The sequence below is a fragment of the Flavihumibacter sp. CACIAM 22H1 genome (genome assembly GCF_001601815.1).
Classification (GTDB): Bacteria; Bacteroidota; Bacteroidia; order Chitinophagales; family Chitinophagaceae; genus Flavihumibacter.
The window spans coordinates 17,053-33,262 of the sequence record NZ_LUKG01000017.1 but is presented as its reverse complement, the minus strand read 5'-3'; the positions used below and the strand labels follow the sequence as shown (position 1 = coordinate 33,262).

Here is a 16,210-nt window from a genome sequence, read left to right as displayed (position 1 = left end):
TAGGTAGATGGGTCATTCCGGAAAGCTAAAACGGTTAATTCGATTTTTCAAGAGAATAGTTACTTAATTCTTTTAGTTCCCGGGCAATAATGGCCTCCCATCTTTGCTGAGCAGCCTCATCTGTTGCCGCTTTGGTATCGAGGTCATACTCCATTCTGCGTTTGGAAAATGCGGTGGTGAACTGCTCATTCAGTGCATCAATGAACTTCAGGCTTTTAATTTTTTTCCTGTTTTCATACAATGCTTTTCTGAATTGGCGTACATAAATTTCACAGAGGTCGAATGAACTCTTCTGAAAACGAAGCGCCTGACTGATGTTTTGGGTAGTATCGATCCAGGACTCGGCTTTGATAAAATAATTCGATACCCGTTTATTGAGGTTGTTGGATAATAGTTCTTTTCCGCCCGCCCGGTATTCTATTGAAAAAGAAGCATACGAGGCGGCTTGGTTAGTACTGGCAGGTTTGATCAGAAAATCGGAAACTGCCAGTTGTCTGTTGGCTGCCCAACTGATAGTTTCCTCCTTGCTCTGCTGGGAGAAGGACGAAACAGATATTAACAACAATAACCAACAGCTAAGCCCTTTTAACAGTAGTGATAACAGCGTCTTTTTCATATCAGTGGAACAATTTAACGCAAACGGTTGAAGATTGGTCATAGTTTAACAGTTCGGTATATTTAAGGGTCAGGGGCCGCTGCCTGCGGTAATTTCCTATCAATAAAAAATTGTTATGGTAAAGCAATTGTTCGCCGCCTTATCTGTACTGATCACTGTTACAGCTGCAGCACAACAAAAGCGCCCGAATATATTAATTATTATTTCGGATGATCATGCTTTTCAGACCATCAGCGCCTATGGATCTAAGTTAACCAGCACCCCGGGTATTGATCGGATTGCGCGGGAAGGTATACGTTTTAATAAAGCCTATGTAACCAATTCTATCTGTGGGCCTAGCAGGGCGGTATTGCTGACCGGAAGATATAGTCATAAAAATGGATTTCGGGATAATGTAAGCGGACGATTCGACAGTTCACAACATACGTTTATAAAGGACCTTACCGGGTCGGGCTACCAAACTGCCTGGATTGGAAAATGGCATCTCGAAAGTGCTCCGGAAGGGTTTAGTTTCTGGAAAGTACTACCAGGGCAGGGCGCTTATTTCAATCCGGATTTTATAAAGATGGATAATAGCCGGGAAAGGATAGAGGGTTATGCTACTACCATTATTGAAGATATGGCCGAAAGCTGGCTGGATCAACGCGATACCAGTCGGCCTTTTTGCCTGGTTATTGGTCATAAAGCCACCCATCGCACCTGGATGCCCGATATTGCCGACCTGCACCGGTTTGATACGGTCAATTTTCCGCTGCCGGCGAATTTCTACGATCGTTATGAAGGCAGAAAAGCGGCAGCCTTGCAGGACATGACCATCGATAAAACCATGCTGATGGACTATGACCTGAAAATTTTTGCAAGTGCCGAAGAAGCGGGTAAGCAAGCCAGCATACAAAGAATGACACCCGCCCAAAAGCAGGCCTATGGTACTTATTATGGCGCCTTACAGCAGGACCTTGAAAAACGCAGATTAAGCGGCAACGCTTTGGTTGAATGGAAATACCAGCGGTATATGCGCGATTATTTATCGACTGCGGCATCGCTCGACCGGAATATTGAGCGGGCGCTTGCGTACCTCGATAAACACCAACTGGCAGAAAACACACTGGTGGTTTATTTATCTGATCAGGGATTTTATATGGGAGAACATGGCTGGTTTGATAAACGATTTATGTATGAAGAATCTTTTAGAACGCCGCTGCTAATGCGCTGGCCGGGAAAAATCCAAGCCGGTCGGGTAGATAGTAGCCTGGTGATGAATCTGGATCTGGCACCTACTTTCCTGGAGCTGTCTGGGCTGCCGGTTTCTTCTCAGATACAGGGTAGGTCGATGTTGCCATTGTTAACAAAAGCCGGAAGCAAGGGACGAAAAAACCTGTATTACCATTATTATGAAAGCGGGGAACATGCTGTTTCACCCCATTTCGGTATCAGTGATGGGCGATATAAACTGATTCGGTTTTATAAGCGCGTAGAGGCCTGGGAATTATTTGATCTGCATGCCGACCCCTCCGAAATGAAAAATCTCTATGCACAAAAAAAGTATGCAAAAATTACGCGTAAACTAAAGGCCCAGCTGCTAAAGCTTGCCGAAAAATACGAAGATGCGGAAGCTATTGCCTTACTAAAAAAAGGATAAGGTAAAAAGCCGCCGCCGGCAACCTCCAAAAAATAAATTTGGTTCCAATTTAAAAGATATTAAATTTGGTATGTACGAACATATAAACAAGTAGATGGACTTTGCCATTGATCATACCAGTTCTCTACCCCTGCATGTACAGGTAGAGGAAATGTTACGAAAGCTGATAGATCAGCCCGAGTACCAGAATGGTAAGTTATTACCTAACGAAATTCATATTGCCAAGCGATTGGGGATTTCCAGAAGTACGGTAAGGCAGGCAACGAATAAGCTGGTGTACGAGCGGTTATTGATCCGTAAAAAAGGGGTTGGAACCAAGGTAGCTAAAAATAATATCAGTACCCACCTGAATAAATGGACCAGTTTCACCCATGAAATGGATGAAAAGGGAATGGTCTTTAAGAATTACAGTATTAAAGTGAGCATGGTTTTGCCGGATAAAGAAATACAGCAGTTATTTAATATAGGAGAGGGTATCAAAGTATTAAAGATGGAGCGGGTAAAAGGGCCAGAATCTGGGCCGGTGGTTCATTTTGTATCCTACTTCCATCCGCGCACGGGTTTAACGGCCGACGACGATTTTTCTAAGCCCCTTTATGAAACCCTTGAGAAAAAGCACCATATCGTGGCCGCTTTATCGCGGGAGGGAATCAGTGCTATTCTGGCCGATGCTAAGATCAGCAAGTTGCTGAATGTTAAGCCGGGAGATCCTATCCTGTTCCGGAAACGGGTGGTTTGCGACCCGGGAGACCGTCCTTTTGAATACAATCTTGGCTATTACCGGGCAGACCGGTTTACCTATACGATAGATATTGCCCGATAAGGCTGGCGAGCGAGACTTCGCCGAATTTTGTCGGTTAATATGTACAGACATACGAACATAATTGAATAACGATTAATGCTTGCTAAATGAGAAAGATTGCACTTATCTCACGGCTAACCGCTTTTGGTTTGGCCTTGCTGCTACTAGTTTCCGCTGCCATTGCCCAGGATGCGGGACAATTTATCAGGGGCACCATTCGCACCAGCTCTGGTATGCCCCTGCAAGGGGCAACCGTAGCCCTCAAAGACGATAACAATTCGGTTACCACCAATGCAGAAGGAAGGTTTTCCCTTCCTAAAGTACCGGGAAAAAACCTGCTGGTTATTTCCTTTGTAGGGTATATTACCCGGGAAGTTCCGGTAGAAGCCGGCGCAATGGAGATCCGGCTAACAGAAAACCCGGGTGAACTCAGTAACGTGGTAGTTATCGGGTATGGTACTGCTAAAAAAAGCGATTTAACCGGTTCTGTTGTGTCCGTTCGGGCAGATGAACTCAAAGCCATTCCTGCAACCAGCCTGGATCAACAGTTACAAGGGCGTGCTGCAGGTGTACAGGTTACCCAGATCTCCGGAAAACCGGGGGCGGAAACATCGATCCGGATTCGGGGAACCAGTTCCATTAATGCCGGCAACGAGCCTCTGTATGTGATTGACGGAATGCTGGTGAACAGTGATGGAGCCGACCTGAGCGTAGGTGGTACACGCGGACCGCGTATTTCACCACTTTCTTCCATTAACCCGAGTGATATTGAGTCGATCGAAATTTTAAAAGACGCCTCCGCTACAGCCATGTATGGTGCCCGGGGCGCCAATGGTGTGGTGTTGATCACCACCAAAAGAGGGCGCTCCGGAAAAGGCAGCCTTACCCTTGAAACCTACCAGGGCTGGCAGCAGATAGCCAATAAGCTTAAACTACTGAATGCGGCGCAATATGCCGATTTTGTAAACGAAGGCAGGTTGAATGCTAACCAGATACCGGTTTATGTAAATCCGCCTAACCTTGGAAAAGGTACGGATTGGCAGGATGAACTGTTCCGGAACGCACCCATGGGTAATTACCAGCTTTCTTTTGCCGGTGGCAACGACCGTACCAAATACACTGTTTCAGGATCTATGTTTGATCAGAAAGGGATTATCCAGAGTTCTGACTTTAAGCGCTATTCTTTCCGTACCAACCTGGAGCAAAAGGTCAATGATAAATTAACGGTAGGAACAGCTATTACGTATTCAAGAATTTCCAGCACAGGTGTACTAACCAATGGAGGCCAAATTGTACCGGGGGTGGTTACTTCAGCGCTCTTGTTCAACCCGGTACTGCCCGTGTACGATTCCACCAGGGATGGGGGATATACTTTTGAAAACGACCGGGGTAAAATTCTGGGCAACCCGATTGCAGAAGCAAGAGAATACACATCCACCACGGTACTGTCCCGTTTTCTGGGTAATGCATATGCGCAGTATGCATTTAATAAACACCTGACCTTTAAAACAAGCTTTGGCCTGGATGCGTATACCAATAGCGAAAACAGTTTTGGCCCGAATTTTCTAAAAAGGACGGAAGCCAGTAACGGAGAAGCATCACTTGGTAAATCAGTCGGAAATACCTGGTTGAATGAAAATACGCTCTCTTATAATAACTATTTTGGAAGCAGGCATGCCGTTAATGCAGTGGTGGGTTATACCATGCAACAGTTTAAAAATGAGCAGCTTTTTGTGTACGCATTTGATTTTCCGGATAACAGAACGGGCTATCATAACATTGGTGCGGCACTGAATCCACAGAAGCCTGCTAACAGCGAATCGGAATGGAGCATGGTTTCTTACCTCGGCCGGGTGAATTATACACTCGATGATAAATACCTCTTTACCCTAACGGGCCGGGTAGACGGATCCTCCAAGTTTGCGGAAGGTAATAAATACGGTTTCTTTCCATCCGGTGCATTCGCCTGGAGAGTATCGAATGAGAAGTTCATGGAAAATGCAGAAGCGATCAGTGACATGAAACTGCGGGTAAGTTATGGTATTATCGGTAACCAGGCTATTCCGCCGTATCAGTCGCTGGCACTGGTGGGTCCTTTTGGCGAAGGTGTTTTTAATGCAGGTAATAGCTATGAAGTATTCACAGGGCGCGAACCCCTGAGTTTCGTTAATCGTAACCTGAAATGGGAAACAACCCGGCAGTTGGATCTTGGACTTGACCTCTCGCTCTTTAATAACCGGATCACCTTTACCGCCGATTATTATAAGAAAAGAACCAATGACCTGTTATTGTCGAGCCCCATTCCGCTGACCTCGGGTTTTGCCACTACCTTATTAAACATCGGAAATATTGATAACTGGGGGGTAGACCTCGATCTTCGGACCATTAACCTGAAAGGAAAACTGCAGTGGACTTCGGCGCTCAATTTTTCACTGAACCGGAATAAAATCGTAAACCTGAATACAGAAACCGATGTACTACTTCAGAATGCCATACTGCTGCGTGAAGGGGTAAGCATCGGTACATTTTACGGGTATCAGTTTGACGGAATTTTTCAGTCGGACGCGGAAGCTGCTTCCAGCCCGGTTTTGGTAGGGCAGGAAGCGGGTGCACCTAATCCGGCATCGCGCGCACGTGCAGGAGACCGTAAATACGTAGATCAGAACAAAGATGGTAAAATTGATGCCAATGACCGTACCATACTGGGTTCAGCCCAACCCAAATTTACCTGGGGATTGGGGAATAATCTTTCCTACAAAAATTTTGAACTCTCCTTTTTCTTCCAGGGATCCCAGGGAAATAAAATGGCAAATTTTAATAACCTCGATCTACTCAATTTCAACGGACAGCAGAACGTGCTGGCGGAAGCTGGGTTAAACCGCTGGACCCCGTCTAATCCTGGTAATAAATACCCTCGGGCCCTTTCTGCTGGCAGCCTTGATGTAGGCGTGGTTTCCTCTGCTATTGTGGAAGATGCTTCTTATATCAGGTTGCGGAACCTAACCCTCTCTTATAACCTGTCAACAAGCCTGATTTCAAAAATCGGTATGAGCAATCTTCGGTTATATGTAAGCGGTACCAATCTCTTAACCTTTACCAAGTATTCAGGATATGACCCGGAAGCCAATACGTTTGGCCAAAGTACCACCCTGCTCGGGTTAGATCTGGGTGGCTATCCGCAGGCAAAAGTTTATCAGATCGGGCTTAGCGCTTCCTTCTAAACGAGTAAAACTAATTTATATGAAATCATTTCGCCTACAAATAATCACCCTGCTGCTGGCAGTTTCTTCCATGTTACTGAACAGCTCCTGTAAAAAATTCCTGGAAGAAGATCCGAAGAACCAGGTTACCATCACTAATTTCTATAAAACAGAATCGGATGCCATAGCTGCAGTAAATGCTATTTATGCTTACCTGAATTCGGTAGATAATTTTGCGGTGGGCGGTAATACAGCTGGTGTATACCACAGTACTTTTTGGGTAACCATCGGATTAGCCTCCGATGAAATGCTCAATAACCAACTTGGTGCAGCCAATTTTGATCAGCTATCCAGTTTTTCACATACACCTCAAAACCCTTCGATGGAAGAAATCTGGGGTATGCATTACAAAACCATTACCCTCGCAAATATTGCCATTGCAAGAATTCCGGGTATTGATATGAATACCAACCTTCGCAACAGGCTGGTTGGAGAAGCGAAATTTTTGCGGGGACTAATGTATTTTAACCTGGTGCGGATGTTTGGTGAAGTTCCCCTGTTACTGGAAGAGAATAATCCCCTTTTGCCCGAAAAAGGAACCGTAGAAGCGGTGTATACACAAATTGAAACGGATCTGAAAGATGCAGCTGCTGCGCTTCCTCTTGGTTATGATCCGGGAAGTGGACGGGGAAGGGCTACTTCAGGGGCAGCCAATGCAATTCTTTCAAAAGTATACCTGACCCGTAAGAACTGGGAACAAGCTGCTGTTTATGCAAAAAAAGTAATCGATTCAGAACAGTACGAATTATGGCAGGATTTTGCCGACGTGTTTAAATTAAGCAGCCGCGGTGGTAAAGAAGCCATTTTTTCCGTTGGTTTTGGTGATGCCGGAGGTGCTATTGTGTTTTGGGAAGTAGGGCAGTTTAATGTACGCCTTTTACCAACAGCCTTAAGCGCAGAAGGTGTTCAAAATGCCCAGGGCTGGCAGTTTCCAACAGAATTCCTTTATAACCAGTTTGAGGTGGATGATCGGAGAAGAGCAGTAAGTTTCATAACTGAAATTAACGGCCCCAATGGCCCCTTCACCATTCGCCCCTATGTAAAAAAATACTGGGATCGGCAGATGGAACCACAGGGAAACAATTCCTCCAATGATTTTCCGGTTATCCGCTATGCTGATGTATTACTTATTTATGCCGAAGCTGCAAATGAACTGGGTAACACACAGGAAGCCCATGATTATATAAATGAAGTCCGCAAACGCGCCCGGTTTAATGGCAGCAGTTATGTAAATGCAGTTCCGGATTATGCCGGACTTACACAGGAACAGTTCCGCGATGCCGTTTTGAAAGAACGCAGCATGGAGCTGGTATTTGAAGGCCAACGTTGGTTTGACCTGGTTCGTACCGGCAAATTGGAACAACGGGTTCCCCTGGCAAAGCCGGGCGTAACACCGGCTGCCCGAAATTACCTGTTTCCCTTGCCGCAGCGCGAGGTGGACCTGAACCCCAACCTGGGACAGAACGAAGGCTATTAATCGATTACTGTTAACCTTAAATATATCGTCTTGTACAATTCGAATTTTGATAAGTTTCCCGAAGTAATAGTCCATGGGTACAATGGTGCAATGGGGTGGAATGAAATTGCAGAAGAACTGTCGGCCAACCTCAAAAGCCATTCAAAAAAACAGGTGGTATGTAAGCTGGAATGCTACCATGGAGTTTTGATAGAGCCGATCATTGAGCAGTTGAAATTAATTTTTCCCGACGCCGTTTTTACAGATGTTTCAACGGCCCTGCTGCCAGCGGAGAAACTGGAGAAAATGATCTACCCATTTGTTACGGATGACCCTGTTTTTGGCTACCTCACCCCGCTTACACTGCCTGACTTTTTTGATGCGGAAGCATTGGAATCAATAGCCGAAAAAACCGTAAGCAGCTCGGCAGCCTGTACAATTTTGTATGGCACCGGCGCCAGCCTTGTGCCGGTAACAGCTGACCTGCTTATTTATGCAGATATGCCAAGGTGGGAAATCCAACTACGGTTCAGAAGAAATGAAATTGCTAACCTGGGGGCTGATAATAAACAGGATGCATTTGCCTACCAGTACAAGCGTGCTTTTTTTGTAGACTGGCGGGTTTGTGATAAGTTAAAACGCACCCTGCTTGGCAGTTGCGATTATATACTGGATACCACCCACCCCGATCAACCCAAAATGGTCACCGGCACTGCTCTTTTGCAGGCTTTGCAACAGGTAGTAAACCGACCGTTCAGAGTAGTACCTTTTTTTGATCCTGGCCCCTGGGGCGGACAATGGCTGAAAGAAGTATGTGATTTAAAAAAAGACGAAAAAAATTTTGCCTGGGGCTTTGATTGTGTACCGGAAGAAAACAGCTTGCTGATTCGCTTCGATCATATCCTGTTTGAAACACCCTCTATTAATCTCGTGTTTTTTCAAACGGAAGCTTTACTGGGACCAACGGTTGAACAGGCATTTGGAGCAGAGTTTCCGATCCGTTTTGATTTTCTGGATACGATGGAAGGGGGAAACCTAAGCCTCCAGGTTCATCCGTTAAAAGAATATATCCGGGAAAAATTTGGCATGCCCTATACGCAGGACGAAAGCTACTATTTTCTGGAGGCGCAGGAGAACTCTTTTGTTTACCTGGGATTAAAAGAGAATATCCAGCCTGCTGAAATGATGTCAGAGCTGGAAGCTGCCCAGGAAAAAGAAGGTTGGTTCGATGCTGATAAATACGTGGAAAAATGGCCCATTCAAAAACATGATCACATACTGATACCAGCGGGTACCATCCATTGTTCCGGTGCCAACAGTGTGGTACTTGAAATCAGTGCTACGCCCTATATTTTCACGTTTAAGCTTTGGGACTGGGGCAGAATGGGATTAGATGGCAAACCACGTCCTATTTCCCTGGAACATGGTAAACAGGCAATTCAGTGGGATCGTACTACAGAATGGACCCGCACCCGCATTATGAATCAATTTGAACCCATTGGCGAAGGAGACGGCTGGAAAGAAGAACGCACCGGACTTCATAAAGAATCCTTTATCGAAACACGCCGGCACTGGTTTTCCAAAAAAGTAAATCATCATACCGGCAATGTAGTGAATGTGATAAATCTTATTGAAGGAAGAGAAGTGATTGTTGAAAGTCCCACGGGAGCTTTTGATCCATTCATTATACATTATGCAGAAACCTTTATTGTGCCGGCTTCAGTGGGTGCCTATACCATACGTCCGTACGGAGCTGCGGAAGGCAGTACCTGCGCCACGCTAAAGGCATTCGTACGGGAAGAAAACCTGATTGATTACAGAATTAACTAAACCATGCAAGCACAAATCAGATTCATCTATCAATGTACGCTGGTTGCCGCCATTGGCGGACTGCTGTTCGGGTATGATACTGCCGTTGTTGCAGGCGCAATAGGGTATCTGGAAGAAAAATACCAGTTGAGTGCTGCAATGACGGGTTGGGCAGCTTCCTGTGCGCTGATCGGTTGTATGATCGGTGCTATGTTAGCCGGTGCCCTGAGCGATAAGCTGGGAAGACGAAAAGTACTTATGCTGTCTGCCTGGGCATTTGCCGTATCCTCCATTGGTATTATGATACCGCTTGGCCTTAACCTGTTTATTTTTTTCAGACTGATTGGTGGCATTGGTATTGGAATTGCCTCGATTTTATCGCCGATGTATATTTCGGAAATTGCACCGGCATCTATCAGGGGAAAACTTATTTCCATTTACCAGTTGGGAATAGTGATCGGTATTCTGCTGATTTATTTTGTCAATGCAGCCATTGCCGGTATGCACGATCATCAATGGAATGTAGATACCGGCTGGCGCTGGATGTTTGGTTCCGGCCTGCTTCCCTCTATTGTATTTATCCTGTTGCTATTGCGTGCACCGGAAAGTCCGCGTTGGCTGGCTGCCCAAAATAAATGGGATATGGCAACCGATATCCTGGAAAAGATAAACGGTAAAGCAGGAGCAGCGGAAGAAGTAACGTCTATTAAATCTTCACTGGCAGAGAAACAGGGGAATTTTTCAGAATTACTTCGACCTGGTTTACGGACGGCACTCATTATCGGCATTCTACTATCCATTTTCAGCCAGGTAACAGGAATTAATGTAATCATGTATTATGCGCCGGAAATTTTTAAAGCTACCGGCGATGGCAGTTCTTCTGCCTTGCTGCAAACGATTTGGGTAGGCGGTATCAATGTATTGATGACACTGGTTGCCATCCGGTATGTTGACCGGCTAGGAAGAAAAAAACTTCTCCTGATAGGTTCTGCAGGTATGGCGGTTTGCCTGGCTTTTGTGGGAGGAGCATTTTACCAGGAAGCTACCACTGGTTATTGGGTGCTGGGTGGAATTCTGCTGTATATTTCATTTTTTGCGATCTCGCTTGGTCCGCTAACATTTGTAGTGGTAGCTGAAATTTTTCCGAACTCGATTCGCGGCAGGGCAATGGGGGTGGCTATCTTTTTTCTTTGGCTGTCTGTTTACATAGTATCTCAGACTTTTCCCATGTTGCTCGAATCAATCGGCAGCGCGTCTACTTTCTGGATTTATATGATAATGTCAGTGCTTGCCTTCCTGTTTATCTGGAAGATGGTGCCTGAAACAAAAGGAAAAACCCTGGAAGAAATTCAGGATCTCTGGAAACCTAAAAGTTAAAAAAGCCAACCCGATTTTCAATTTTATAAATAAACGATTATGCGGCTATATTCTTTCCTCTTTGCAATTTGCCTGTTTGGCATCAGCACATTCACCAGTTGTGAAAAAGACAAGGGCAATCCGAACCAGCCCGTATTACAACTGAGCCCGGATAAAGTAACCGGCAAATCCGGCAGAACTATTGAAGCCACCTTGTCAATTCATGCACCAAATGGTGCGGGTAAACTAACCATGTACAAAACCGTTAATCTGCAAAAGGATAATAGTTTTGGAGGAACAGGTACTCTTACTGCAGAACCTGTAAGCCTGGGTGATGATAATTTTGAGTACCATTTTACCTACCAGTTGCAGGACGATGAAGTAGATCAGCTGGTGGGTGTTAATTTCCGTTTTGAAGACAGTAAAGGGCTTGCTGCAGAAAAAGACCTTACGGTATATACTACCACTTCCGGGCAGCAAACGATTTACAGCCGCCGCTGGGTACTCAAAAGCCGTATGTGGACTTCTGTGAGTCCAGCTGTGGAAGACATGAAAGATTGTGAAAAGGATAATATTTTCATTTGGAGGTCGGACAGCACCTACACCGTTAACTTTGGTTCCAATGCCTGCACCTTTGATGGCTTCAACGTATTTGAGCGCTGGGAGTTAAGTGAGGATGAAAAAACCTTAACCCAGGTTTATTCTTCTCTTTTTGATCCAAGTAACCGCACTACAGAAACATTTACGGTGCGGGCTCTTTCGAGTGAACGACTGGTACTGGAACAACTCATCGACCTTACTATTTTCGGGTTAACAGATAAAGAAGTATTTATCAGCACATTTGAACCCGCTCCCTGATTTTATTTATTTAAAACATACCAATGAAACCAGTATTTGTAATAGGACTGGCCAGTTTCCTAATCAGTTGTAATTCCAGGCCGGCAGAAACAACCGATCTGGTTAATCCCAATATTGATTCCATTCGTTTTACTGCGGAAGCTGCGCCGGAATGGACTAATTTATTTAAACGCCAATCTGGCTGGTTTGGAGGTGACGGCATTTTTGCACTGGTTAGAAGCGGTAGTGAAGCGCCTGGGGCGGCAGAAAAAGAAGAAGCACTGATCTGGTTCAGTGACACTATGCTGGGTGAAATAGTAGAGGATTCGCTGCAACCAGGTTATACCATGATCAATAATTCAATAGCGGTACTTCAGGGAGGTAAACCCGATACGGCAGCTCTTCGTTTTTATTGGGATAAGAATAAAGAGGGAAAACCTGCGGCGCTTTTTATTCCGCAAACACCCGCTACGGCAAAAGGAGAATATTACTGGCTGGGGGATGGTTTTGTGAATACGGCTAAAAACAACAATATATACCTGTTCGGCTACAGAATCCAGAATATTCCCAATCAACCTGTTTTTGGTTTTAAGGAAATGGGTAATACCCTGCTAATTATTCCTGCGGGTGAACAACCTCCGTTTCCGGGTAAACGCCAGGTGGATATTCCTTTTTGGTTAAATCGCCCGGTTGATTCTGTAGGAAGTTTTGGTGCAGGTATATTGGTAAATACTACCGAAGCCGGCGCTACTAACCCGGATGGATATATTTATATCTATGGTTGCAGGGGGCAGAACAAAGAAGTACTGGTAGCAAGGGTTCAACCGGCCGATATAGAGTCGTTTGACCGTTGGAGGTTCTGGGATGGACAAAACTGGGTAGCAGATGCCGATTCTGTACAGCCAATTGCAACCAATGCCTCCAATGAACTGAGTGTAACTCCGTTGGAGGATGGCCGTTACATCATGGTATTTCAGCGAGAGGGTATCAGTAATAAAGTGGGTATCCGGTTGGGCACTTCACCCAGTGGCCCGTTTGGTCCGATCATTAATATCTACGATGTTAGTGAGGATCTGAAAGCGTCGCCCAACTTTTTTCCATATAATGCAAAAGCGCATCCTGTTTTATCGAAACCCGGCGAATTACTGATCAGCTACAATATCAACTCGTTTAAATTCTTTGATGAAATAGGTGATTTCCCCCAACTCTATCGTCCACGTTTTATCCGCCTGAAATATGAACTGGAAAAATAAGTGCTGGTCAACTGCATTTCTTACCCTTCTCCTGTTTGGAAGCAGGGTTGGTTTTGCACAAGCCTTTAAAGTAGGCACTCACCTGCAATCGAACATGGTAGTGCAGCAAAACAAACCATTGGTTGTTTGGGGCGATGCTGTTCCGGGAGCACTTGTAGAGGTGCAGGCCGATTGGCTCAGTGGTTGGAAAACGGATACGGCTGATAGCAAAGGACAGTGGGAGATCCGTATTCCAGTGCCAGCGGCTATACCGGGAAAAGCTATCGCAAATTCCATCCGCATTAAAAGCAGGGAAACAGAACTTTTACTGACGAATATACTTATCGGTGACGTTTGGTTTTGCAGTGGCCAGTCGAATATGGATATGCAACTTAAACCCTTCCTGCCCTGGTTATTAGGAACCCTGCATTACCAACAGGAAATTGCCAATGCTTTTTACCCCGAAATAAGATTATTTGACCTGGAAACCAATTTTTCGGCTACTCCTATGCGTTATGGTAAAGGACAATGGAGTATTTGTTCACCGCAAACAGTGCCTGATTTCAGTGCCGTTGCCTATTTCTTTGCCAGAGATATTTATCTCCAGAAAAGAATTCCCATAGGATTGGTAGTGAGTAGTATTGGTGCTTCCACCGCAGAAGCCTGGACCTCAAGAGATAGTTTACAGGCGGATAAAAGTTTACAGGCCAAATACCTGTATCCCTATGATACCAGTGCCCGCTCCAAAGAAATACTGGATGCTACGGTAACCTTTGATAAAGTAGCAAGGCCAACCCTTCTTTATAATGCGATGATTTATCCGTTGCGCCATGTATCGCTATCAGGTTTTCTATGGTACCAGGGAGAGTCTAACCGGAAAGATGGCGCTGTCTACACCCGCCTCCTAAGTACGATGATCGGTAATTGGCGAAGCCTGTTCAAACAGGGCAACCTGCCTTTTTACTATGTACAGGTGGCGCCCTACAACTGGCAGGAAAATAACCCGCTTGCTTTTGAATATGCTGAATTGAGGGAAGCACAGGCAGCGGTTCGGGAAACTGTTCCTGCCACTGAAATGGTGGTAACCATGGACATAGCTGATCCATCAGATATTCATCCCAGGAATAAACAGGAGGTCGGCTATCGGTTGGCTCAGGTTGCGCTGGCGAAAAACTATGGCGTCTCCGGTTTGGAATACCAGGGACCCGCATTCCAATCTGTTACCACTAACGGCGATACGCTGGTCGTTTCGTTTAAAAAACAGGGACTTGGCTCCGGGCTGGGAACCAATGACGGCCAACCGCCCAGACATTTTTTTATTGCGGGTAAGAACAAAGCGTTTTTTCCGGCAGAAGCAATTATTCGTAAGGACCAGGTTTTATTGATAAGTAAAGATGTAAAAAAACCAATTGCGGTGCGATATGCTTTTACCAATTACCCGGTTACCAATTTTCAGAATATAGAGGGGTTTCCTGCGGTTCCTTTCCGCTCATCTTTTTAAAACTAGGGCTTTGATTAATCCTGCATCATATCATAAAAGAGAATGGATCCTGCAGAACAGGTTCCTTTCCCTATGTTATGATGAAACGGGTGGTGCTTTGACATCCGTGCAACACAGTAGTTCTGGGATAAATCCATTGAACTTTCAATTTCCGCGCCCCGAGAATCCATTGCTGAAATTTGAAGGACATTTTATATGCACACCAAGGTGGGGCGATCCTACAGCCGGTGAAAAAGAATCCGGGGCACTGAAACATGGTGACATCAGCCTGCAGACCTGGAACCTGCTGAACAGTACCGGCCTTCAATTAACGATGGCAGGATATAGTGAAAGAGATCAGTTGAGTGTTCATAGAGATGTGCGGTTGTCGGCCGCTGGTCCGCTTTGCACGGTCATCGAAACAATCACCAATACCGGCAACTTTTTCAGGCCCTGTAATTTGATGCAGCACCCAACGATAGCAGCGCCATTTTTGAACCCGGATACCAGGGTGTTTTCCAATGGAACAGAGATCGTATTTGCGGCTGGTGAAAAACCGGTGGAAAGCATCCACTCTTTTGCAGTGGCTCCCGATGAAACTGGTTGGATAACGGCTATTGACCGGCATAGCAACCTGCTACTCGGGTATTGCTGGAAGGGTAAGCAGTATCCCTGGATACACCATTGGATTCATGTGGAAAACGAGGAGCTGAAATACCGGGGGCTTGAATTTGGAACATCCCCGCTGCATATCAACTGGGAGCAGTTATTTACCTGGTACCAGGGCTGTTTTCAGGAAAAACCGGCCTGCTTTTTTCTGGATGCCGGTGCTTCCAAAACCCTGGGCTATCATTTTTTTCTAACGCCACTGCCCATTGGTTGTACCGAGATTTTAGCCGTTCAATTACAGGCTGGTTTTTTGGAAATTATTCACAATGCAGGCAGTTTCCTGCTTAAACTATAAACAGGTATTACCATGCACAATAAGGTAGTATTGATAACCGGGGGCAGTAAAGGCATTGGAGCAGCCAGTGCCAAAGCATTCCTGGAAGCGGGTGCTAAAGTAGCGGTACTTGACCGGGTTCCTGTAAGTAACTGGCCGGTGATGCCCGATTATTATTGCTGTGATGTAACTAATGAACAGTCTGTTAACGAAACGGTGGCTGCCATTCTTGAAAAATGGAAAGGCATTGATGTACTCATAAATAATGCAGGCATACAACGGTACGGATCAGTTACCGAAACCGCTACCGAACTATGGGATGAAGTAATGAATGTGAACCTGAAAAGTATGTTTTTATGCAGTAAAGCTGTATTACCCATAATGCAAAAAAAACAGGCGGGTGTTATTATAAATGTTTCCAGCGTCCAGGCTTTTCATAGCCAGCAGCAGGTGGCGGCTTACACCACTTCAAAAACAGCGGTTCTGGGATTAACCAGGAGCATTGCAGTAGACTATGCGCCAGCCATCCGCTGCATGGCGGTTTGTCCGGGTACCGTGGATACGCCGATGTTAAGGGATGCCCTGGCCTTATCGGAAAACCCGGCTGGCATGTTGCAGGCATGCGAACAAATGCACCTGTCAAACCGCATAGCAAAGCCGGAAGAAATAGCCAGCCTGATCGTTTATTTATGTGCAGACCAGGCTTCTTTTATGACTGGGCAGGCAATACGTATAGATGGAGGTTTGGGAATTGTAATTCAGGGATCTGTAAAAGAGTAA

General features: G+C 45.5%; 12 protein-coding genes. 11 read left to right on the top strand and 1 reads right to left on the bottom strand.

Annotated features, from left to right (window positions below; genetic code table 11):
- Positions 1–34: 34 nt before the first annotated feature.
- A complete protein-coding gene (locus tag A1D16_RS07110; RefSeq protein ID WP_290708654.1) occupies positions 35–616 on the bottom strand; it encodes a hypothetical protein in 582 nt (193 codons plus the stop codon).
- Positions 617–731: 115 nt separating this feature from the next.
- Here A1D16_RS07110 and A1D16_RS07105 point away from each other — a divergent pair, with 115 nt between their 5' ends.
- From A1D16_RS07105 to A1D16_RS07055, 11 genes are all read left to right on the top strand, one after another.
- Positions 732–2,255 (top strand): sulfatase, encoded by a 1,524-nt coding sequence (locus tag A1D16_RS07105; RefSeq protein ID WP_290708653.1) that lies wholly within the window; start codon positions 732–734, stop codon positions 2,253–2,255.
- Positions 2,256–2,349: 94 nt separating this feature from the next.
- The gene (locus A1D16_RS07100; protein WP_290708652.1) at positions 2,350–3,078 is read left to right on the top strand and encodes a GntR family transcriptional regulator; all 729 of its coding nucleotides are present in this window, start codon (positions 2,350–2,352) and stop codon (positions 3,076–3,078) included.
- 86 nt (positions 3,079–3,164) lie between these two features.
- A complete protein-coding gene (locus A1D16_RS07095; protein ID WP_290708651.1) occupies positions 3,165–6,278 on the top strand; it encodes a TonB-dependent receptor in 3,114 nt (1,037 codons plus the stop codon).
- A 19-nt stretch (positions 6,279–6,297) separates the two neighbouring features.
- The gene (locus A1D16_RS07090; RefSeq protein ID WP_290708649.1) at positions 6,298–7,794 is read left to right on the top strand and encodes a RagB/SusD family nutrient uptake outer membrane protein; all 1,497 of its coding nucleotides are present in this window, start codon (positions 6,298–6,300) and stop codon (positions 7,792–7,794) included.
- Between the two features lie 30 nt (positions 7,795–7,824).
- Entirely contained in the window at positions 7,825–9,603 is a 1,779-nt protein-coding gene (locus tag A1D16_RS07085) for a class I mannose-6-phosphate isomerase (protein ID WP_290708648.1), read from the top strand.
- Positions 9,604–9,606: 3 nt separating this feature from the next.
- Positions 9,607–10,959, top strand: a complete 1,353-nt coding sequence (locus tag A1D16_RS07080; RefSeq protein WP_290708647.1) for a sugar porter family MFS transporter — start codon at positions 9,607–9,609, stop codon at positions 10,957–10,959.
- A 39-nt stretch (positions 10,960–10,998) separates the two neighbouring features.
- A complete protein-coding gene (locus A1D16_RS07075) occupies positions 10,999–11,796 on the top strand; it encodes a hypothetical protein (RefSeq protein WP_290708646.1) in 798 nt (265 codons plus the stop codon).
- A 23-nt stretch (positions 11,797–11,819) separates the two neighbouring features.
- A complete protein-coding gene (locus tag A1D16_RS07070; protein ID WP_290708645.1) occupies positions 11,820–13,028 on the top strand; it encodes a DUF4185 domain-containing protein in 1,209 nt (402 codons plus the stop codon).
- Positions 13,012–14,508, top strand: coding sequence for a sialate O-acetylesterase (locus A1D16_RS07065; protein ID WP_290708644.1), 1,497 nt, complete (start codon positions 13,012–13,014; stop codon positions 14,506–14,508). The genes A1D16_RS07070 and A1D16_RS07065 overlap by 17 nt, the downstream gene beginning before the upstream one ends.
- A gap of 10 nt (positions 14,509–14,518) precedes the next feature.
- The gene (locus A1D16_RS07060) at positions 14,519–15,451 is read left to right on the top strand and encodes a hypothetical protein (RefSeq protein WP_290708642.1); all 933 of its coding nucleotides are present in this window, start codon (positions 14,519–14,521) and stop codon (positions 15,449–15,451) included.
- A gap of 12 nt (positions 15,452–15,463) precedes the next feature.
- A complete protein-coding gene (locus A1D16_RS07055; protein ID WP_290708641.1) occupies positions 15,464–16,210 on the top strand; it encodes an SDR family oxidoreductase in 747 nt (248 codons plus the stop codon).

Coding starts and splice junctions, on each gene's coding strand:
- A1D16_RS07090 (WP_290708649.1), top strand. CDS start 6,298: ATGAAATCATTTCGCCTACAAATAATCACCCTGCTGCTGGCAGTTTCT.
- A1D16_RS07055 (WP_290708641.1), top strand. CDS start 15,464: ATGCACAATAAGGTAGTATTGATAACCGGGGGCAGTAAAGGCATTGGA.
- A1D16_RS07080 (WP_290708647.1), top strand. CDS start 9,607: ATGCAAGCACAAATCAGATTCATCTATCAATGTACGCTGGTTGCCGCC.
- A1D16_RS07065 (WP_290708644.1), top strand. CDS start 13,012: ATGAACTGGAAAAATAAGTGCTGGTCAACTGCATTTCTTACCCTTCTC.
- A1D16_RS07100 (WP_290708652.1), top strand. CDS start 2,350: ATGGACTTTGCCATTGATCATACCAGTTCTCTACCCCTGCATGTACAG.
- A1D16_RS07110 (WP_290708654.1), bottom strand. CDS start 616: ATGAAAAAGACGCTGTTATCACTACTGTTAAAAGGGCTTAGCTGTTGG.
- A1D16_RS07105 (WP_290708653.1), top strand. CDS start 732: ATGGTAAAGCAATTGTTCGCCGCCTTATCTGTACTGATCACTGTTACA.
- A1D16_RS07095 (WP_290708651.1), top strand. CDS start 3,165: ATGAGAAAGATTGCACTTATCTCACGGCTAACCGCTTTTGGTTTGGCC.
- A1D16_RS07070 (WP_290708645.1), top strand. CDS start 11,820: ATGAAACCAGTATTTGTAATAGGACTGGCCAGTTTCCTAATCAGTTGT.
- A1D16_RS07075 (WP_290708646.1), top strand. CDS start 10,999: ATGCGGCTATATTCTTTCCTCTTTGCAATTTGCCTGTTTGGCATCAGC.